Source organism: Anabaena sp. UHCC 0253, from assembly GCF_009712085.1.
In the GTDB taxonomy this organism is placed as follows: domain Bacteria; phylum Cyanobacteriota; class Cyanobacteriia; order Cyanobacteriales; family Nostocaceae; genus Dolichospermum.
In genome coordinates this window covers 425,458-446,616 of record NZ_VILD01000001.1, presented here as the reverse complement: position 1 = coordinate 446,616, position 21,159 = coordinate 425,458, and the positions used below count along the sequence as shown (strand labels likewise).

19 protein-coding genes and 1 tRNA gene are annotated in these 21,159 nt (G+C 38.0%); 10 read left to right on the top strand and 10 right to left on the bottom strand.

Annotated elements, in window-relative coordinates:
• Positions 1-9 precede the first annotated feature (9 nt).
• Together FJR38_RS02005 and FJR38_RS02000 are read left to right on the top strand one after the other, a co-directional pair.
• Positions 10-288, top strand: coding sequence for a hypothetical protein (locus tag FJR38_RS02005; protein WP_168494839.1), 279 nt, complete (start codon positions 10-12; stop codon positions 286-288).
• Positions 285-698 carry a type II toxin-antitoxin system VapC family toxin gene (locus tag FJR38_RS02000; RefSeq protein WP_168494841.1) on the top strand — a complete coding sequence of 138 codons (414 nt, stop codon included), beginning with the start codon at positions 285-287 and terminating at the stop codon, positions 696-698. The genes FJR38_RS02005 and FJR38_RS02000 overlap by 4 nt, the downstream gene beginning before the upstream one ends.
• Positions 699-819: 121 nt before the next feature.
• Here the strand turns inward: FJR38_RS02000 and FJR38_RS01995 are convergent, their stop codons facing one another.
• Complete coding sequence (locus tag FJR38_RS01995; RefSeq protein WP_168494843.1) at positions 820-1,368, bottom strand: PadR family transcriptional regulator; 549 nt, start codon at positions 1,366-1,368, stop codon at positions 820-822.
• A gap of 113 nt (positions 1,369-1,481) precedes the next feature.
• Here FJR38_RS01995 and FJR38_RS01990 point away from each other — a divergent pair, with 113 nt between their 5' ends.
• The 3 genes from FJR38_RS01990 (at position 1,482) to FJR38_RS01985 (ending at position 6,110) form a co-directional block, all read left to right on the top strand.
• A complete protein-coding gene (locus FJR38_RS01990; protein ID WP_254449315.1) occupies positions 1,482-2,441 on the top strand; it encodes an HlyD family secretion protein in 960 nt (319 codons plus the stop codon).
• Between the two features lie 73 nt (positions 2,442-2,514).
• On the top strand, positions 2,515-2,829 hold the full coding sequence (locus FJR38_RS28005; protein ID WP_254449314.1) for a hypothetical protein: 315 nt from the start codon (positions 2,515-2,517) through the stop codon (positions 2,827-2,829).
• A gap of 143 nt (positions 2,830-2,972) precedes the next feature.
• Positions 2,973-6,110, top strand: coding sequence for an efflux RND transporter permease subunit (locus FJR38_RS01985; RefSeq protein ID WP_168535108.1), 3,138 nt, complete (start codon positions 2,973-2,975; stop codon positions 6,108-6,110).
• A 447-nt stretch (positions 6,111-6,557) separates the two neighbouring features.
• Here FJR38_RS01985 and FJR38_RS01980 read toward each other — a convergent pair whose 3' ends face one another.
• From FJR38_RS01980 to FJR38_RS01970, 3 genes are read right to left on the bottom strand one after another with little or no spacing between them, the layout of a single operon-like run.
• Positions 6,558-7,931, bottom strand: coding sequence for a tetratricopeptide repeat protein (locus tag FJR38_RS01980; protein ID WP_168535106.1), 1,374 nt, complete (start codon positions 7,929-7,931; stop codon positions 6,558-6,560).
• 8 nt (positions 7,932-7,939) lie between these two features.
• A complete protein-coding gene (locus tag FJR38_RS01975; RefSeq protein ID WP_168535589.1) occupies positions 7,940-8,998 on the bottom strand; it encodes an ATP-binding protein in 1,059 nt (352 codons plus the stop codon).
• Positions 8,999-9,009: 11 nt separating this feature from the next.
• On the bottom strand, positions 9,010-9,354 hold the full coding sequence (locus tag FJR38_RS01970) for a hypothetical protein (protein ID WP_168535104.1): 345 nt from the start codon (positions 9,352-9,354) through the stop codon (positions 9,010-9,012).
• A 229-nt stretch (positions 9,355-9,583) separates the two neighbouring features.
• Between FJR38_RS01970 and FJR38_RS01965 the strand changes: the two genes are divergently transcribed.
• Both FJR38_RS01965 and FJR38_RS01960 read left to right on the top strand, forming a co-directional pair.
• A complete protein-coding gene (locus FJR38_RS01965) occupies positions 9,584-10,747 on the top strand; it encodes a hypothetical protein (protein ID WP_168535102.1) in 1,164 nt (387 codons plus the stop codon).
• Between the two features lie 242 nt (positions 10,748-10,989).
• On the top strand, positions 10,990-12,057 hold the full coding sequence (locus tag FJR38_RS01960; protein ID WP_254449339.1) for a WG repeat-containing protein: 1,068 nt from the start codon (positions 10,990-10,992) through the stop codon (positions 12,055-12,057).
• 207 nt (positions 12,058-12,264) lie between these two features.
• Here the strand turns inward: FJR38_RS01960 and FJR38_RS01955 are convergent, their stop codons facing one another.
• Together FJR38_RS01955 and FJR38_RS01950 are read right to left on the bottom strand one after the other, a co-directional pair.
• Complete coding sequence (locus tag FJR38_RS01955) at positions 12,265-12,432, bottom strand: hypothetical protein (RefSeq protein ID WP_168534715.1); 168 nt, start codon at positions 12,430-12,432, stop codon at positions 12,265-12,267.
• A gap of 20 nt (positions 12,433-12,452) precedes the next feature.
• Entirely contained in the window at positions 12,453-12,749 is a 297-nt protein-coding gene (locus FJR38_RS01950) for a hypothetical protein (RefSeq protein ID WP_168535098.1), read from the bottom strand.
• Positions 12,750-13,072: 323 nt separating this feature from the next.
• Between FJR38_RS01950 and FJR38_RS01945 the strand changes: the two genes are divergently transcribed.
• The 3 genes from FJR38_RS01945 (at position 13,073) to FJR38_RS01935 (ending at position 18,617) form a co-directional block, all read left to right on the top strand.
• Complete coding sequence (locus tag FJR38_RS01945) at positions 13,073-13,942, top strand: XDD3 family exosortase-dependent surface protein (RefSeq protein WP_168535096.1); 870 nt, start codon at positions 13,073-13,075, stop codon at positions 13,940-13,942.
• A gap of 311 nt (positions 13,943-14,253) precedes the next feature.
• Positions 14,254-14,577, top strand: a complete 324-nt coding sequence (locus FJR38_RS01940) for a metalloregulator ArsR/SmtB family transcription factor (RefSeq protein WP_168535587.1) — start codon at positions 14,254-14,256, stop codon at positions 14,575-14,577.
• 281 nt (positions 14,578-14,858) lie between these two features.
• Positions 14,859-18,617 carry a choice-of-anchor I family protein gene (locus FJR38_RS01935; RefSeq protein WP_168535094.1) on the top strand — a complete coding sequence of 1,253 codons (3,759 nt, stop codon included), beginning with the start codon at positions 14,859-14,861 and terminating at the stop codon, positions 18,615-18,617.
• Positions 18,618-18,849: 232 nt separating this feature from the next.
• Here the strand turns inward: FJR38_RS01935 and FJR38_RS01930 are convergent.
• From FJR38_RS01930 to rsfS, 4 genes are all read right to left on the bottom strand, one after another.
• Positions 18,850-18,926 (bottom strand) — tRNA-Met (locus tag FJR38_RS01930).
• Between the two features lie 60 nt (positions 18,927-18,986).
• Entirely contained in the window at positions 18,987-19,940 is a 954-nt protein-coding gene (locus FJR38_RS01925) for an asparaginase (RefSeq protein ID WP_168535092.1), read from the bottom strand.
• A 114-nt stretch (positions 19,941-20,054) separates the two neighbouring features.
• Positions 20,055-20,555 (bottom strand): CGLD27 family protein, encoded by a 501-nt coding sequence (locus tag FJR38_RS01920; protein ID WP_168535090.1) that lies wholly within the window; start codon positions 20,553-20,555, stop codon positions 20,055-20,057.
• Between the two features lie 5 nt (positions 20,556-20,560).
• Positions 20,561-20,998 carry a ribosome silencing factor gene (gene rsfS, locus FJR38_RS01915; protein ID WP_168494864.1) on the bottom strand — a complete coding sequence of 146 codons (438 nt, stop codon included), beginning with the start codon at positions 20,996-20,998 and terminating at the stop codon, positions 20,561-20,563.
• Positions 20,999-21,159: the final 161 nt, after the last annotated feature.

Sequence of the window (21,159 nt, the reverse complement as noted above, 5' to 3'; positions counted from 1 at the left end):
ATTAAGGTTATGACAATTCTGGAAAAAGTAGTAACTACGATGCAGCAGTTACCTATGGATCAACAGCAGCAAGTTCTACGTTTTATTGAGTTTCTGGTATTTGAATTAAGAGATAAAGAAGTTCAGGAAAACTATGACGTAGTTAATCAATCTCCTGAAAAAGCAACTGCAAACAATCCTAAAACTTCTCCTCATGATCTCCTGAAAAAATGGGAAGGTGTTATTGAAGGTGGGGTAGATGATCTTTCCTTTAATACAAAATATATGGAAGAATATGGGCAGAAATGAATCAGCAAATAATTCTCGATACTGGTGTTTTAGTTGCTTATTTCAGGAAATCTGATCGCTTTCATCAATGGGCTGTAACTCAATGGAGACAGGTTGATTTACCTGTATTCACCTGTGATGCTGTGATTTCAGAAGCTTGTTTTCTTTTTCGTGATTTACCTCATATTCAACAGGGAATTGTTGAATTGATTGAGGGTAATGTAATTACGATCTCTTTCGATTTGCAAGGAGAAGCAAGTAATATCAGACATTTAATGAATCGTTATGAATCTGTACCAATGTCCTTTGCTGATGCTTGTTTGGTAAGAATGTCTGAACAAATACCTAATAGTGCAATTATGACTTTAGATAGCGATTTTAAAATTTATCGTAAAAACCGTAATGAGGAGATTTTTGTAATTCAACCATAATCGCTTGGGTGAAGCTTTACAAAGATTCAAAGAAGCAGGGATTTACTATCAACCCGAAGTTGCTATTTCTGCGTGATAATTAACAATTGATTCCTTCTAATTCTTCCTGAACGCCTTCTTTTTATCTGTCACCTTCTTTTTGCATTAGTAAAGAGGCGATCGCTTCATCGCACCATTCAATCCACATAGTTTCGTAGCGAATCCCGCACCGCAGGGTGAGATAAATGTGTCTTTGCGGACGAGACAGATGATCTGGATCACCAAATTCTAGTTCGCGGGAGCGATAGGACTCCAATTTCTGCTGATGGAATTGCTTGCGTCGTTCAACTTCACGGATGAGGATATCTTCAGAAACGATAAACCCACTGCGTACTTTCACTAGTAATTCTTCACGGATTGCAGTTGCTTCCGAGGGTTCTGTAATCCAAGAAATTAGTTCTTGTCTACCTGCATCGGTGAGAGAATAGATTTTCTTGTCGGGACGAACCGATTGTGGTAATACTTCCACTTCTACCCAGTCCTTTTCCTGCATTCGTGCCAGTTCTCGGTAAATCTGCTGAGAGGTGGCTTGCCAGTAACAACTTACTTTTTCATTAAATTCCTTGCTCAAATCATAACCAGTCCGAGGAGACTGAAGCAAGATGCTGGCGATCGCATGGGCTAAACTCATAATTCTTTCTTGACATAGACAACTAGTTGTATATAAACTTTGTGATATACAACTATTTTTATAACAATTAGTTGAATATTGCAACGCTTCTTTCTTGTCAACGTAGCACAAAAATGAGTGGCCAGCTTATGGAAACCCAAGCTTGGGAAATAGTACAGGTGGGAGAGGAGGAGACTGCCTCAGCTTTGAAGCATCCCAAAAAGATCGGAGTTAGGAATCTGCTCATTGCGAGTGGAATGATAGTAGCGATCGCCTTCGGGGTATATGAACGCTTATCTGCTCAACAAGAAGTTGCTGTTTCTGCCCCCTTAACAGTGCAAGTCGTCAAACTCAAACCTGTACAGTCATACCAAGTGACGCGCTTTTATACGGGTGAAGTAGTGGCCACTCGCCGCAGCGAATTGGGCTTTGAACGAGGGGGAAAAGTCATTGAAATCATCTTTAATCGTGGACAAACCGTAGAAAAAGGCGCAGTGATTGCCCAGTTAGATACGCAAAACCTCAAAGCACAATTAGCACAATTAGCAGCACAAAAATTGCGTGCAGTCGCAGAATTAAGAGAATTGCAGAATGGACCACGGAGAGAAACCATTGCTGCTGCACGTTCTCAAGTGGCGGATTTAGAAAATCGGTTGCGGCTGGAAAATATTCGCCGCGATCGCCGCCGTTCCCTGTATCAAGAAGGAGCAATTTCCCGTGAACAGTTGGATGAAGTAGCATTTAATCGGGATGCCCTCGCCGACCGCCTAGCCGCTGCTCAGAGTGAATTAGAAGCATTGCAAAACGGCACACGCAAAGAACAAATCGCCGCCCAAGCCGCTACGGTAGCTCAACTTCAAGCCAGTATGAGCGACGTGGAAATCAATATTGAAAAAAGCACCCTCCGCGCTCCCTTTCGTGGTGTGATCGGGGAACGGAATTTGGATGAAGGCACTGTGGTGCAAGCAGGACAGCCGATTGTCCGCCTAGTGGAAAAGCTCACCCCTGAAGTAGAAATTGGCGTACCGCCCCAAGTTGTACAAACCCTGAAAGTGGGGAGTCGTCAACAGGTGCAAGTGGGGGAATCAAATTGATACTGCCCAAGTTCTGGCTCATAAACCAGAGATCAACCCCCAAACCCGGACTCGGACAGTGGTTTTGCAATTGATGACTACCAATCAAACCATGCCAGCATCAGGAGAAATCGCCCGTTTGCAAGTCGAACAAATGGTATCTACCGAAGGATTTTGGTTGCCAGTAACCGCCTTAATTAAGGGAGAGAGGGGATTATGGTCTTGTTTTGCGATCGCCTCAGAAGGAGACACCTATCGTATTGAACGGCGGGATGTGGAAGTTTTGTATACCGAAGGCGATCGCGTTTTAGTGCGTGGCACAATTGTTGCTGGGGAAGAAGTTGTCAACAGTGGTACTCACCGCTTGGTTTCTGGGCAAGTTGTGAAATTAGTGGACAGTGAGCAGTGAACAGTTATCACGCCAATTTAAGAATATGTCTCACGCAGAGGCGCAGAGGACACAGAGGAATAAGGGTTTGAGAGGTTTTTGCGTTAGGTGGTTAAGTGTTTTTTTATTTGGAAGTCTCTGATCTCTATTGACTGATAACTGATATGGCACAGCTATTTTTTCGCAATTTGCGCTTACTATTGTTGGCAATTTTCCTGATTGTGGCTTGGGGAACTGTCACTTTTCAATCTCTACCCCGACTGGAAGATCCTGAACTGACTTCTCGTTTTGCTCTAGTTACTACTTTTTTGCCAGGAGGAACGGCTGAACGTACGGAATCTCTGGTTACTGATCCCGTTGAAGCCAAGATTGCTGAAATTCCAGAAGTCAAAAGCTATGAGTCCACGTCACGCGCTGGGGTTTCCACCATTTCCGTAGATTTACTCGATAGTGTGAGTAGAAACCGTGTACCCTTGGTGTGGTCAAGAGTGCGGGATAAGTTGCGGGAGGTGCAAGGGGAATTGCCCAGGGAAGCCAGTGAACCCAAATTAGATGAGGGAGAAGTGCGTGCCTATGCTCTCCTAGCAGCCCTGACTTGGGAACAGTCTGATGCACCAAATTACGCCATTTTGCAGCGACGGGCAGAGGTGTTAAAAAATGCTTTGCGATCGCTCTCTGGTACAGATGAAGTGGAGATTTTTGGCGCACCCCAAGAAGAAATTACGGTGAATGTGAATACAGAAACTCTGGCTAGTTTGGGAATTACTGCCTCAGAATTAGCAGGGCAAATTCAACAAAGCGATGCGAAAACTTCCGCCGGACAGTTTCGCGGTGACAATACTCTGCTCTATGAAGTGCAGGGAGAATTGGATACCCTGAACCGTTTGCAGCAAATACCTGTGCGCTGTTCTAATTGTGAATCTAACCGGGAATTTCGCCTTTTAGCAGACATCGCCACTATTGAAAAAGGAATTGCTACACCGCCTACAGAATTAGCATTTACATCAGGTAAAGCTGCGATCGCTGTTGGTGTTTATGTCCAGCCCCAATATCGTCTGGATCGCTGGGCTGTAGACGCACAGAAGGTTCTCGATAGCTTTCGGGCTGATTTACCCAAGGGGATACAGTTAGAGATTGTCTTTGATCAGAGTCGTTATGTAACGGCGCGGTTAAATAATCTCATCGGTAATTTGCTGTCTGGGGCTTTGATGCTGTTCGTGATTTGCATTATCATGATGGGCTGGCAACAGGCATTAGCTGTACAAATGGCACTGCCGCTTTCGGTAGCGATCGCCCTCATTGTTATGGGGTTGTTGGGTATTCCCTTACATCAAATGTCGGTAACGGGGCTAATTGTGGCTTTGGGTATTCTGGTTGATAATGCGATTATTCTCGTGGATGAGATGAATATTCGTCTAAAAGCGGGAATGTCTTTAGAAACCGCCATTGCAGAAACCGTGCAGTATCTCCGCGCTCCTTTGTTGGGGGGGACATTAACTACTGTATTTTCTTTTGCACCTATTGCTTTACTTCCCGGTGCAACTGGTGAATTTGTTGGGACGATTGGTTTAAATGTAATTGTGGCAGTGTTGGCTTCGCTGTTGGTAGCATTAACGATTTCCCCAGCCCTCACCGCGAAAATTTATCAGTGGCATCATCGTCGCTCGTTCACCTCTAAAGGCACGATTAGCAAACAAGGATGGTGGCAAACCGGATTTTCTCATTCTGGACTCACGGACTGGTATCGTCGTTCTTTGCAGTGGTCTTTGAAGTATCCTAAACGCGCGATCGCCCTAACGTTGATTTTACCAGTTATGGGGTTTACCCTCATGACTACTTTAAGTTTACAATTCTTTCCGGCTGCTGACCGCGAACAATTCATAGTGGAGTTAGAATTGCCTCCTGCTAGTTCTTTAGGGCAAATTCAGCAGTTGACACAAGAGGTAGAAACTACCTTACGCAGTCATTCTGAGGTTCAAAAAGTGTATTGGTTTTTGGGCAAGAGTGCGCCGAAAGTCTATTATAACCAACTGACTAATCGGGAGAACGAAAGCAGTTTTGCTGGGGCAATTGTGCAGATTAATGGCATTGCGGCTGATGGCTTTATTCGCAAATTGCAAACGGAATTTAACAGCGCCTTTCCTAATGCTCGTGCGTTGGTGCGTCTATTTGAACAGGGTCCACCTTTTGAAGCCCCAATTGAGTTACGAATTTACGGCTCGGATGTTGATCGTCTCCAACAATTAAGTGAGCAACTCCGGGCTATTTTGGCAGAAGTTCCCACTATTACCCACATTCGTACTCGCATCAATGATGTGCTGCCCCAACTGTCCCTAGATATTGACGAACCAGAAGCGCGATCGCGGGATTTAAGCCGTCGAGAAATTGCTCAACAATTGCAAATCATCACGGAAGGGGTAAACGGTGGCACGATTTTAGAAGATAGCGAAGAAGTGCCTGTGCGAGTCCGTCTGAGTAATAGCGATGGGCTACGCCCCGCCAGAGGCGGACGCTCTAACTTGAGCCAATTGCAATCGGTGAATCTCCTACCGAGCGATCGTAACGGCTACATTCCCTTAGAAACCGTTGGTAAACTCAGTTTAATCCCCAAAAATGCCGCCATCACTCGCAAAAACGGTCGTAGAGTCAGCACAGTGCAGGGCTATCTCACCGCCGGAACGTTACCTGCTAACGCTCTCGTTGATTTTCGCCAACGTTTGCAAAAGTCTTTCTCGTTGCCTCAAGGCTATAGTCTGGAATTTGGTGGTGAAGAAGCAGAACGTAATAGCGCCACTGGTGGACTACTCGGTTACGGTATTGTGCTAGGAATTGCCCTGGTGGTAACTCTTGTACTTTCGATGAATTCTTTCGCCCTTGCGGGTTTGATTGGCATGGTGGCGATTTTATCCATCGGTTTGGGCGGATTATCGGTTTGGCTGTTCGGCTATCCTTTTGGCTTTAATCCCATCATCGGCACGGTAGGATTGATTGGGGTAGCCGTGAATGATTCGATTACTGTTCTCACTGCCCTTAAAAGTGATACTCTGGCACAGACAGGCGATAGATCAGCGATGGTGGAAACTGTTATTCATACTACGCGCCATGTTCTCACAACTACATTTACCACTATGGCAGGTTTTATCCCCCTGATTCTTGGTGGAGGTGGATTTTGGCCTCCTTTGGCTGTGGTGATTGCCGGTGGTGTGGGTGGTGCAACTATTCTTGCACTTTACTTTATTCCCTCTGCCTATTTATTATGGCGATCGCCTCAAAACTCCCGACATTCTATAAAGTTTTCTTAATTTGTACCTATTCTCAATGTCAAATATTTCTGGACAATTTCACGAGCAGATACATAATTTTGTTGTTCGTCTCAAAGCCAAAGTCGGTTAAAACCGACTAGAATCTAGTACACAACGGCGTAAATCAACCAAGCATTAAGAATTCTCAAAAAGCTTGTATCATCTGCTTTTTTAATTTTTAATTTTTAATTTTTAATTCCGCCCTGCGGTACTAGTCTAATTTACTGAAGGAACATTTAACAATCACATCCTGTAAATCCTTAAATCCTGAAAATCCTGATTCTGACAATCATTACTATAAATCTAGTTCAATTTATTAAGTGATATCTATAGCGATCGCACCATACCATACAATATAAAAATTACCCATTACATAGTATTTTAAAATTTACAGGATGTTCGTTGAAATCACATAGTCATATTATACATCTGTTATATTTCCACAAATCACCTACCAAATATTTGCTTAATTGCAGATTCCATCGCCAAACGTCCATTTGCACTGCGCCAAGGTGGAATTATTATTAGTGATTTTATTGCTAAAAATATTCCCCAGGCTTTATACCAAATTTTATCACGTAGCCAATAGGAATTAGCTGTGGCCATTATCACTAGTCCTTTCTCTTCTAAAGAATCAGATTTTGCTACAAGTGACTGAGCCATATTGAGATAAAAAATTGATTGTTGCTGATTTTTTAAGTAAGAATAACAAACGGATAGATTCACCGCAGTTGTAGCTGGATAACCTTTAAGATTCAGTTTTTGCATTATCTCTAATGCTTTTTCAAAATAGAATAAAGCCTCTTGATATCGTTTCAAATTATAGCAATAGAGTACACCTAAATCATTTAATATTATTCTTTCATGAAATTTATCACCCCTCTCCCTTGTAACCATTAATGCTTCTTGCATATATTTGATAGCCTGATTAGGTTGTTTTAACATCACATAGCATTCCCCTAAAATCTCTAATACGAAATATTTACTAAATATATCATTACTTCTTTTACAAATCTCTAGCTGCGGCAGAAGATATATTAATACTTGATCATATTGACCACGATTCAAATATATTTGACTAAGATTGCTAAGACACAAACTTTCTATTTCCTCGTTCCCTAAATTCCTAACTATATCTAGTGCTTGTAATAGATAATTTAATCCTTGTTGTTGATAATTTTCTTTACCTTGATTTAGTCCCCAAAAATAATAAAAGTATCCTAACCCATTTAGGGCATAACCTTCTTGTTCTCTATCCCCAATTTCACGAGAAATATCTAATTGTTGTTGAAGATAGGCGATCCCTTGAGAACAGTTTTGTTTAATATATTGGATCTCTCCAAAACCACCTAAAACAAGTCCTTCCGCTTGACGATTATTTATTAACCTAGCAAGTTTTAGTAATTCTTGATAGTAATTTAAAGACTGATCATAATCACTAAGATTATAAAAAGCTCTACCTAATCCATACAAACAAATCATATCATAATCAGAGTTTACCTTTCCTAAAAGTGCTTGATATAATTCAATTTGTTTTCGATAGTAACCCCAAATCCGTAATTGTTCATGTAATGCTTTAGAAATAGGACAAAATGATAAAACCTGTCCAGCTTTTTGCCATTCTGCAACCTCACACAAATGATGGAAAACTTGCAAATAGCGATTTATTTTTTGCAAATTGTTCGCATTTTCTGGTGGTTCATCTTCCAAGGTGAGGAAATATTCAATAGCAGTATAATTATCAAGTTGATTCAAAGAAACAATCTCAAAATCAATTTCTAAAGCTTGATATAATTGTTTAGTTTTAGTTAAAATTGACATGAAATAAACTATGTAAATAAAGTTTGACGATGTTCTAAAGCTACACTGCGAATTAAATTATGCAATCCTAAAACACGATTATTTTCATGATTAATAGACGTTTCCACTAAAAACCGTGCCAATAAATCATCTAAAACTTCCTGTTGTTGTACCTTACTGTAAATCTGATCTTTTAGCCGTTTAATATAGCGATTTAGTTGTAGTAACCAAGCACTATCTTGGACAGGACAACGGTATGTTGCTGCTACACAAATCAATAAATAAGCATCAGCATTTTGATTTTTCAATCTCTGAAAAACTGCGTCTACTCTCCGCCGATAAACCTCAGCGCGGATTTTTCGCGTTAATTTATGTAACTTCCAATCATCATCTACACCTTCTAATTTTATCCCTGATTCTGCTGCTAATAAATGCTGTTCTACTAACTCAATTTCATCACCAACATTTTGCCAAAAAGCACGAGCATTACTACCAAAAGACTCGACAATTTCACCACTAATGACACGCAAAGTTAGAGGATGTCCTTTATATATTTTGCCAATTCTGATTAAAATTTGCCTATCTTCTGAATCCGAACTCACATCTAAGCCAGCTTTAGTAAACAAATCAATTTGTTCATCTTCTAGTAAACCATCCAAGATTTCTCGATGATAAGAATTAGGATAACGAGAAGCTAAAGTTTCGATTTTACTGGGTAAATCTTGAGAAGTAACAATTAATCTACTTGCAGAAGATTCTATAGTTAAAAACCTCTCAAAAAACCTAGTCCACCATTCATCTTCAAAATCTCCCCAACCATCATCACTTGCTGTTAATAGTGCTTCTAAAGAATCAATTAGAATTAAAATACGTTCTTCTCGGAAATGGTTTATCAATTCTTTGAGGATGTTTTCTGTTTGGTTATCTGTAATTAAAATTCCTAATTCTTCTAACCATCTAACCGCAATATTTACAAAGTTTTTAGGACTATCATCACTATCAAAATTTACTCTTAAAATCTTATTAAATCTGCATTGAATATCGTCTGCAATGCGTTCAGATAGGGCTGTTTTACCAATTCCTGTAATTCCTAATAATACTAATAAACGGCAACTTCCTTGAACTTTTTTGTTAAAGAACTAACAAGATTTTTTCGGCCTACCCAACCATGATCATAAACAGGCCAATTTGTGATTTTTTCAGGTACAAGCTCAAAAATATTCTCCCAATTTTCCCGCCAGTTGGGAATATCTAACACATCACAGTAAGTTTCAGCGGTGCTTCTAATCACACCATCACCAGCATGAAATTTAGTAAAGGTTTGACGATGTTGATTTTTTTCAATTGCAAAACTACTAATTGATTCAAAGCTCTTTAATGCTTCCTGAACTAACTTGTGTCCTATCGTGGTTAACCGATAAAGTTTTGGTTTATTTCTCGCCATCTCACACACTGGATTGCACTGAGAGAATGATACACGATTAGTCAACAACTATACAATACAACGTACAAACAACGCACAATTAGCTAGTGACTTGAACAGATGAAATATTTTATACTCTTAGCGAAAGTGAAATGAATATCAGGGTTTAATCTTGTTTATTATAGTTCACTGCAAAAAATCAAACTCCACATTTATAAACTTCATTGCTACCACCAAGTGGATAGGAGATATGAAATATATTAAATTTTTAATGATTGTCCTTTCAACTTTTTCTTTCGTTAGTTGCTCTTCAACAACGAAACCTTTAAATTCATCTTCGCCAAATCCAGTATCTCAAAACTCGCCAAAAGTTCCTACTATAAATCCTTTTGAGAAATTATCATTTCCACAATCTTCTTGTGGAGATCCATTAAACAATACTTCTTCCTCACCTGTTCAAATGTACCCCGTCTTATTAGATTATAGTGAAAATAATTTGAAAAAAATTAAACAAGAGTTTTGTGCAGATGCATTTATCAAAAATCAATCTACAGGTAATTCTAAAAAAATCCAGACTGCTTTGTTCAAGGACATTGATACAGCCAAGAAATTTCAGGAATTTATTCAAAACAAAGTAGGAAATGCTGAAATTGGAGATATTGTGTTAATCGAGGGTATCTATTCTAGCCCAACTGAATTGAATACAAAATGTGGTGAAACAAAACAATTCTACGATCTTCTCATATCTAGTGAATGTCCACCAGATTTAGATAAAGACTCTCGTCCTGATTATAGAAATATAGTTGTTACTTTTAAAAATCCTACCAAACAAGTAAGAACAATTACATTTGAAGGTGATATAAGCTTTCAACCAACCATTGAGTTAAAAGATCGCCCTGATTTTGGAGAATATTATGAATATTTTCGTGTCAATAGACTGAGTTCTAGTATTCCCGAAGTTTTGACTACAGTAAAGTTTAAACCAGGACAAAAAATTCAACTTAGGAAAAGAAATGGTGGTATTGACGACTTTAGCTATTTTTTAGGTACTGGTAAGCATTCTTTTAAATATCAAGAAGTTTCTGAAGTAACTCTAGCTTGCTTACCTCAACTTGCTACTAGAGGATCTAAAAGTCAGATTTTTGGTGTTTCACTTGAACTGAGTTGTGGGACTAGACCTAACCCTGAACCTGAAGAATATCTACTCAGAACTAAACCAAGGGATTGGATTAATATTTGGAATCGAGCAGCAGATCCTCGAATTATTTCTTTCAGCACTACTTATAAAGGTATAGAGTTTACTTACACTAAAAAATTCGTCGCCTCAGAAAATGAAGGGTTTAAAGGACCTGAATCTTTTAACTTACCTCCTCAATCAAATAAACCTTACAAAATTAAAGTATTTATACCTTAATTCATATTGACTAAGTGATTCAAATTTTCTTTCACAGATATTAACCTTGCTAATAGTTTCAAAAACTTGATGTTCACTCGGTTTAATTCTGGAGAAATAGGTGAAGTAAGAGTTATTTCAACTAAACCTTAAATAAGTAAGAGCAATTTTAGCAATTCAAGAAGGAAAATTAATATGTTTATTATCAAACAAATGAAAAAACTACAAACATTCATATTACTAGCCGTCATATCTTGCCTGTAATGATTTCTTGTAGTTCTGATAGTTCACCTCTTTTTCCTGTCTATATTTCTGGAAAAATTGGTTATATCAATACACAAGGGAAATTGGTGATTGATGCCAAATTTGGAACTGGAGGAACTATAACCAGCAATTTCTCCGCAGATGGACTTGCTGCTGCCAGTTCTAATAATAAATGTGGTTATATTGATAAAACTGGAAAAACAGTTATTAATTTTATTTATAATACTTGCTACGATTTCTCCGAAGAATTAGCATTAGTTAGTGAAGTAATTAATAGCATGAAACAAGAGTATAAATACAGCTATATTGATAAGTCTGGAAATACCGTGATTGATTTTGAGAAGCTCGGTTTTAAACTTTATAACCCTTCTAGTTTTGACTCTCAACCTCTAAATTTTTCTGAGGGGCTTACTCTATATCAGATGAAAGATCAAGATAAGTTGGATCGTATTGATCAAAAGGTAGGTTTTATTGATAAGTCAGGGAAGATTATTATTCCCGCCCAATTTGCTGGTGCAACAAAATTTTCGGAAGGACTTTCACTTATATTCTTCAAATTTAGAACAAATGATGATGAGAGTAGCACCTTCGGTTTCATTGATAAAACAGGTAAGTTAGTTATTGATCTCAGTTCTACCGATATCACGTTAGTTTCTCTTTTTTCAGAAGATTTAGCATCAGTCATGAATAAAAATAACAGGAAATGGGGTTTTATTGATACAACAGGAAAGATAGTTATTGAACCTCAGTTTGATTTAGTAGGTCAATTTTCAGAAGGACTTGCAGAAGTCGAAGTTAATAACAAATGGGGATTTATTGGTAAAAGCGGAAACATAGTTATTAACCCAACATTTGAAAGAGTACAAAAATTTTCAGAAGGTCTAGCTGCGGTGCGTCTTAATGATAAGTGGAAGTTTATAGATAAGAATGGAAATACAGTAATTAATCTTATTGATGAATATCCAGAAGAACCTTTTTCAAATGGACTCGCACGAATAGGTAATAAAAACTCTGAATATGGTTATATTGATAAGTCTGGAAACTATGTTTGGAAACCTACTAAGTAAGGCTTTATAAATCAGAAATCACAATTAACTTACTCATACTAGGATCTCATCAACTGTATCGTTGGGAACAGGTTCATCTCTATTGTGGAATTAGCAAAGAATTTGTAAGTAACGAATATGTAATTAATTCTGTTATGATACTTATATAGGAATCATATTTGATTTATGAAAAAAATAAGTATTGTAGGGTGCGTTATGGATTTCATCCTAACGCACCGTTATTAAGGCTAAGAAATCATTATTAACTAAAGTTAATCTAGCACGAAAATAGCCACGATCTAATAAAATTTTCTCTTCCACAATGGCGATTTTAATAATGATGCAGCTAGTGGCTAATTTAATTTTTACTGTATTAATATAATCTTGTATTTCCATTATTTAAATAGAGATTAAATTTAAATATTATTTTGAGCATTTGTCCACATTTCATAAAATACACTCCATTCAAATAAATCTATTTCATCTCCTAACTTACCTGCTTTAAACTCTTTATAGAAGTCACTAGAAGACATTTGATATTTTGTCTCAAAATTCTTTAACCGTTGTTCTAAATCTAAAATATCTTGTTGTATTGAATTTGCTAATAGGGAAGATGATTTAACAGTATTAATTTTGCTTTCTAAAAGTTGTCTTTCTTCTGGAGATAAAGAGAGAATGATTTGAGTGATAGATTCAACTAATTGGGTATTCATAATGTAATTCTCCTTGGTCCGCAATTTTTATTTTCATTATATCTCATTTAGATACATAGCAAATTATCCGCGTCCATCTGCGTCCATCTGCGTTTAATTATTACTGCTTGTACCTCCCTTGAATAGGAATGGCTATACTGAAAATAAAAGTGCGATCGCCATTATTTTATCTTTCATAAACATTACATATTATACCATGAAACGAACAAACAACGCACAATTAACTAGTGACTTGGGTACATGGTGGATTTTATACTCTTGACAATACAGCTTGATATTTTAGATTTCCTCTCATCCTCATTTCCAAAATTAAGGTAATACACATGAAAAATCTAGTCAAACTCACAACAGTAACTCTTTCTTTAGTCACAATAATAGGAATTGCCAAAGAAGCACAAGCATCAACTTTACACAATGGTTGGAATTACGCAATTGATTCTTTCAATGACTCTACATATAGGACATATTCTGGTAGTCCTACTAGCGTTGGTGGAGGGACATTTGAAATTTATGGTCTAGCAATGAAGGATGATGTTCAGGGTAACAAAGTCACCTTCGCTATTAATTCAAATTTAGCGAGAGATGGTGCAATAGTTCCTGTTGCTAGTGGATATAGTCATATCGGTTGGGGTGATTTATTTATTCAGACTGCTTCGGGATTATTAGGAGTTAATTTTACTGATGCTAATGATTCTGCTGCTAGTTTAGGATTATATCAAGTCGCTGCTACAAAAAGTGTAGCTGTTGCTAATGACGGTTGGCCTACTAATAGTTCCTACACTAATTTTGTAGCTAGTAAAGGTGGAAATCCTAATCTGGGAGATTTAGCTCAACATCAATCACCTTTTGGTAATACAACTAATAGTGTAATTGCAGCAGGACAATGGATTGGTAATATTCTTCCTGCTGATTTAAGTGGGATAAATTTCGGACATTTTGGTGCTTTTGGTTCTCAAACTTTTGGATTTAGTATTGAGCGTTCTTTAATACCTTCAGGAGATATTTTAGCTTGGATATTCCAAGAGTGTTTTAACGATGGAGTAGCAATGGTAGCAAATATTTCTGAACCCCCAGAAGAACCACAAGATGTTCCTGAACCTTCTACTTTAATAGGAATGATTGCTTTAGCTGCAATGGGTATATTCTCTACTAGAAATAAACAAAAGAATAAGCAGCTAGTAGTAAATGCTTAATTTCTGTTAATGATAGCTTTTCCAGATTTTTAATATTTAGCGATCGCCCTCTAGCCACTTTGACTTTGCGATCGCTATTTCTTATATATTCCCAAATTAAACTTACAAACAACGCACAATTAGCTAGTGAAATAAATAGATTGTAAATCAATCAAAAAATCATAGACATCCTGATATGTCTACGGTACACTACGCTATTAGACAAAAATAATCTGTGTTTATCTGCGTTTTCTATCTTATAAATCTCGATTCAAACAAAAAAGCTATAATAAAATTTGGATAATTCTTCTGTTGAATATTTTTATAAATTAATGATTACTCCTACAAACACAACTCTTCGCTTAATTACAGAAGGTTTTCATGCCCTATCAGATCCTATTAGAATCAGCGTTATAGAACTTCTGCGTCAGCGTGAACTTTGTGTATGTGATTTATGTGATGCTTTAGAAGTAAGTCAGTCAAAACTTTCTTTCCATCTCAAGACTCTCAAAGAAGCCAATTTAGTTAATAGCCGTCAGGAAGGACGATGGATTTATTATAGTTTGAATCTTTGCCAATTTCAAATTTTAGAAACATATTTAGCCGAATTTCACCTCAATTCTGTATTTTTATCTCCCCGTTCTCAGTGTGAATAGTAAGCTGATCATTCTAGAGGACTAATATTTTATTTGTGAACAAGGCTAAGAAATAATACGCACAAACATATGGTTTGAGTGTCAAAATATAGATAAGTACCAGCTAAGTCAAGCTGATTTTCACCTATTTTTAATTAATCCTTAACGATCCCTTATTTATATCTTAACTTAATTTAGATACTTTCTAGATGATAGAAGGCATTTTTATCCATATCACACCATGGTGTTTATATCAAATAAACACCATTTTTTAGCAACAACATCAACCTAAAAATATAACAATGACAACTACACTACAACTTCATCTTAGTGGCACTATTCAACTCGATGGTGCAGAAATTTCTGATTTTGATCCCAAATCAAAACGTTTATTTGTCACAGGAGAAGCCGCAGGTAAACCAGTTATTCAAGTTATAGATGTTGCTGATCCTTCTAACCCTACAAAATTCACAAATATTGATCTTTCTAGCATTGGTGCAGGAGTACAAAGCGTTGCTGTTAGAAAAGGAATAGGAACTGCAAATAGTATTATTGCGATCGCTATTTCCGCTGAAACTAACACCAACAATGGTAAAGTTGCGTTCTATGATGCAGCCACACTTACTAAACTTTCAGAAGTAGAAGTAGGTGCTTTACCTGATATGCTCACTTTCACTCCTGATGGTAGCAAACTACTCGTTGCCAACGAAGGAGAACCTAACGCAGATTATAGCATTGATCCAGAAGGTTCTGTTAGCATTATTGATGTTTCTGGAAATATTGCTGCTTTAGATCAGAGTAAAGTTAGCACTGCTAATTTCCATGCTTTTAACGGTCAAGAAGCAGACTTAAAAGCAGAAGGAATTAGAATTTATGGACCCAATGCTTCTGCTGCACAAGATTTTGAACCAGAATATATAGCAGTTTCTCCAGATGGGAAAACTGCATTTATTGTCCTCCAAGAAAATAACGCTTTTGCCGTTTTAGATATTGCCACTGCTACCATTACTAAAATCGTTCCCCTTGGTTTTAAAGATCATAGCTTACCAGGAAATGGTTTTGATGCTAGTGATAGAGATGATAAAATCAATATTCAAAATTGGCCAGTCTTCGGAATGTATCAACCGGATGGGATTAGCTCTTTTGAAATTGATGGCAAAACCTATTATATCACTGCAAATGAAGGAGATGCACGTGATTATACTGCTTTTCAGGAAGAAGTTCGGATTAACAGTGATTCGGTAATACTTGACCCAGACGTATTTTCCAGTAACACCATTGCAGAACTAAAAAACGACGAAAATCTTGGTCGTTTAACTATCACTAATACTCTTGGTAAAAACGCAGATGGTAAATTTGAAAAATTATACACTCTTGGCGCACGTTCGTTTTCTATTTGGGATGATCAAGGTGAATTAGTATTTGATAGCGGTGATCAACTTGAACAAATCACCAAACAAAGAACTCCTGGATTATTCAATGCTAACAACGGCAGTCCGAATGACTTTGATACTCGTTCTGATAATAAAGGACCAGAACCAGAAAGCGTCATTATTGGCATAGTTGATGGTAAAACCTATGGATTTATCGGCTTAGAAAGAGCCGGTGGTGGTGTAATGGTTTATGACCTTAGTAACCCCACTAACCCTAAGTTTGTCCAATATATTCGCACAGAAGGTGATATTAGTCCTGAAGGTTTAAAATTCATTTCGGCGCAAGATAGCCCCAATGGTAAACCTTTATTAGCAGTAGCTAATGAAGTTAGTAATACTGTGAGTTTTTATGAAATAGGACAAGTCAAACTTACTAATTACGACTTTACAGATTTACCCAAATTAGGAACAACCAGCAACAATGAAGATATTTTTTTAGGTGGTTTTTCTGGCTTATATTTTCAGGGAATTGCTGCTAATGGTAATTTAAAATTTGTTACCCATACAGATAGAGGTCCCAATGGTGAAGCCACGGGACAAAATAGACCATTTTTATTACCCAATTTTCAGCCAGAAATAGTTAGTTTTGAATTGAATCGCAGCACCAATCAAATTACAATTACTCAAAGAACAGGTTTATTTCGCCCAGATGGTACTACTCCTTTAACAGGGCTTCCTAATTTACAAGCTGGTGCTGGTGGCACGGCTTATACTGATGAATTAGGTGTTGATTTAGCTGGTAACATATTACATAATGATCCTTTTGGTGCAGATTTAGAAGGGATTGTAGTTGCACCTAATGGTGATTATTGGATGGTAGATGAATACCGTCCAGCAATTTATCAATTCGATGTCAATGGTAAATTACTCAACCGATTTATTCCCCTTGGAACTGCAACAGCCGCAAATCAAACAGTAGGAACTTTTGGTACAGAAATATTTCCAGAAGTTTATGCTCAACGTCGCAACAATCGTGGTTTTGAAGCTGTAGCTTTAGAAGGTAATAAACTCTATGCTTTCATTCAAAGTCCCATTGATAATCCTGATGATGCTGTAGATACAGAATCAAAAAAATCTCGAAATTTACGCATTTTAGAATTTGATATTGTCACTAACCAAGTTACAGCCGAATATCTATATCTTCTCGATGATATTACTGGTAGTGGTAGTGCAAGAACTGATAAAATTGGTGATGCTGTATCTTTAGGTAATGGAAAATTTGCAGTTGTTGAACGAGATGATCGTAGTGATCAAACTGCTAATAAACTCATCTATGAGATTGATTTAGCTCAAGCAACTAATATCGATAATCCTGCTAATTTAACCAGCATACCCGCAGATAAAACTATTGAACAGTTATCTGTGGATGATTTAGCAGATGCTAAGATTACTCCTGTTAAAAAGAGGATTCTTGCTAATGCGGCTGATTTGGGTTATACCGGAGTTGAAAAGTTAGAAGGTTTAGCTCTAGTAGCTCGTAATACTTTTGCTATCATTAATGACAATGATTTTAATGTTGGTGGCACAAATATTCCTTCGAGATTGGGGATTATTGAATTACCCTATGATCTGAAACGTGAAGATTCTCTTATCGCTAATACGAACAATATCTTTACTATTAGAGGTGAGGAAAATAAGATTAGGTTAAAGGTTACGTTAAAAGAATCTAATGCTAATTTTGTCAATGAATTTGGTGTATTTATTGTTGATAATGCGGAAGGAAAAATAGACGGGATTTATCCAGGGCAAGCTGGTTATGATGAGGCAGCTTTTGCCAGAATTAAAGTTCAAGGACAAGTCATCCTTTCTGCTATTAGCAATCGTCCTAATGGTTTCAACATTAGCAATATTTCTAGGTTACTAGAATTTAATTCTAGTCAGCACGTAAAGTTCTATTTGGTGCAGAATAATACTACTGATGTTTTCAGAACTAGCACTAGCACAAATATCAATATCCTATTTGCAGATGTTTCTACTCAGACAATTACCAATTTAGGAGATGATGGTTTTAATCTTGCTTGGAAAGATGGTTCTGGGAGAAATGCAGATTTTAAAGATTTAGTTGTCGAAATTAAATCAACAACTGAACAGTTAACCTTGGGAACTGCATTACAAAGTCAATTTGAGGGAGAAGTTATTGATTTAAGAACTCAAGTAGGATTAGTAAAGGCTGATTTTTCTGTTTATCGAGAAGCAGCATTTAATAATGAAGTCTATTTCTATAGAGTAGATAATGCTCAAGGGCAAATTGGTGATTTACAAACTAATGCAAGTAGTTCAGCAGCTTATTTACAAGCAGCACTTAATAGTTTGATAAAAGATGCTCAAACTGGAGAGATAGTTAAATTAGCTGTTGGGAATCAAGGGATTTCCCAAATTAGTGCGATGATTGCGGCTGGATCAATTTTAGCCCCTATGATTATCGTTAATGGTACGTTATCTCAACTAACTGATAGCAACACTAATAATGATCCTAAGGTCTATTTTCCCTATCTAGGAATTAATTCAGATAAGGCTGATCATATTCGGATGTTAGGAGATAATATATTTGGCTTTGAAGATTTACCTAATGGTGGAGATAAAGATTACAACGATATTATTATCTCTGCTAAATTGAGTATTGCCTAAGTAACTATACCTGTTACCTGTCAATTATCAATTACCAACAACCCGACGTTGCTAAATTGGCAGATGATTTTTGGAGGTAGTAGAGACGTTCCATGGAACGTCTCTACTAAGGTCTTGAACGTATGCAAAATTATTTTCATCGCTAAAATCAGCAACGTCCAACCCTTCATTCCAGACCTAAAAAACAAATCCCTGCAACCTTCTCAGATTACAGGGATTCATTATTTTTATTTGGTGGCGGGAAGTGGATTTGAACCACTGACCTTCGGGTTATGAGCCCGACGAGCTACCAGGCTGCTCTATCCCGCGTCGCTTTCGTCGCTTGTCTCTCGACTTCTTTAATATAGCGCGAAGTCAAAAGTTTGTCAACTACAAAAGCGATAATTCTCCAATTACTTCCAAACGCTTGTATTTCCCCAGGTTCATAAATTTCTCGGATAGGCTTTGGGCAATGCTAGGGCTAATCCAGCCCATTTGTTGGAGGATGTGAATAGCTACGGCATATTTAGCGCGTTTTGAGCCATCCATGACTTTAATTGCTAATCCCATACCTTCACCAAGTCGGCTAATGCACTGTACTCCTTCCGCTCCGGATTTACTCACTAATTCGCTAGGAGTTAGGCGCATCAATTCTGTGTCGAATTCTCCGTTTCCGGCGACCATTGTCGGATGATGGTTCATGGCGCGGACAATGCGTTCCATATCCACGCTATTGCTAGAAGCCAGGACAGCATATAAAGAGGCCATTTGACTGAGTTGCATTAAATATGTAGGTGCCCCACAGTCATCATGGGCGGTGAGAAACTCTTCTGCTGGCATTCGTAGTAATTCTGCTACTTTGGTGATAATTAACTGTTGGACTGGGTGTTTACGATCCAAATAGTTAGTTAATGGCCAATGGCGTTGCTGACAAACAGCTAACATTCCCGCGTGTTTACCAGAGCAGTTATATTCGAGAGGACTACGTTTACCTTCAGGAATTGGGCAATGGAGGGCATTTATGTCAATATCTGCTCGCCACAGGATGTTAAATACCTGTCTTACCTGTTCTATACTGGCTTTGTGGGAACTGGTAATAATGGCTAAGTCTCGATCGCTCAATCCATAGCGTTCTAATGTGCCTGTGCTAGTGACAGCCAGTGCTTGAAAGGGTTTGAGGGCTGAACGGACAAATGCAGCAGTTTCGGCGTTACCAGCCACAGAAAGCACCCGTCCCCGGTCATCGCTAACAACAGCCTGGACTATATGCCGAGATTCGATAATACCTTCACGCAGTAACCGGACTTCCAGTGCTGCGGCTTGAGTTCTTTTTCCCATTGTCATGGGTTTATATCTATTTTGTTTGTGAATGTCAGTTGTCAGTTGTTAGTTGTTGGTTGTCAATTGTCAATTGTCAATTGTCAATTGTCAATTGTCAATTATTTTACCAATGACTATTTATAAAAAATGCCAAAGTATCGTACCAATGAGATACATGAGAGCCAAAGCAGCAAAGGTAATTTGCAGGCGTTGGATAATGGGTTTAATTTCGTAGGTAACAATTAGGCGATCGCGGGTCAGGACTTCTTGGGGTTTTGTCCAAGTTTGTCCATCGTACCATCCTGATTCTTCATAGAATACAGTGGGACTATTAAGGCGATCGCGCACATAGAACCAACCTAAATATAACCGCACCAATACCAGAACTACACTTACACTAGCAGCAGCAGATCCGCAAATGAGAAAATTAAAAATCTGCTTTTGGGGGGAAAAGCTGGCTGCGGCTACAGGTCCTGCTACTAGCCAAGACCAAGCCCAAATCCAAAAAATTTTCTTGGTGTAGTTGCCCCAGCTTAAGGTACTATCCCAAAATAGCCAAGAGTTTTTTAATTCTTCATATTCATTGAGCGGTTGTTGTTCTGTCGGAACTGGGCAATTCTCAAGGGAGGATCGCATCATCTTGGTTAACCCCCAACATTATCGGAGTTTGGTATGACAATACGTTCGGCGTGTCCCCAGAACGCTTCTAAATTATAAAACTCTCGTTCTCTTGGCATCATGATATGGACGATAACATCACCATAATCTTGTAGAACCCAAGTTCCATCAACTTTCCCTTCTGTTCGTAGGGGTCGTCGTTGCCATTCAATTTCCACTTGTCCTTCGATTGCGTCAGCGATCGCTCTGACTTGTACCTTAGAATAACCAGTCATCATCACAAAGTAATCAGACAGGTAAGAAATATTTGCCACGTTTAGCAAAATAATTTCTCCAGCTTTGCGTCCTAAAGCCGCTTCAGCAATGGTTAGAGCTAAATTTTCACTTGTAGCCTCTATGTCAGTTTTAGGTCTGTTTACAGGGGTCTTTGTCAATGGAAAATTTCTTTGAAAAGATTCAGTCATAAGACCTTGCGGTAAGTGGGAAACTCAGTCACTTTAGAGCTGAGAGGAATAGTATGGCTAACGCCACGCTACGCTATCGACATGGCTCACCAGCCACGACACGAGCGGTTTTAACCGCCTTAAATATTTCTTCATTACCGCCTTGGAGTTGGGCAATTCGG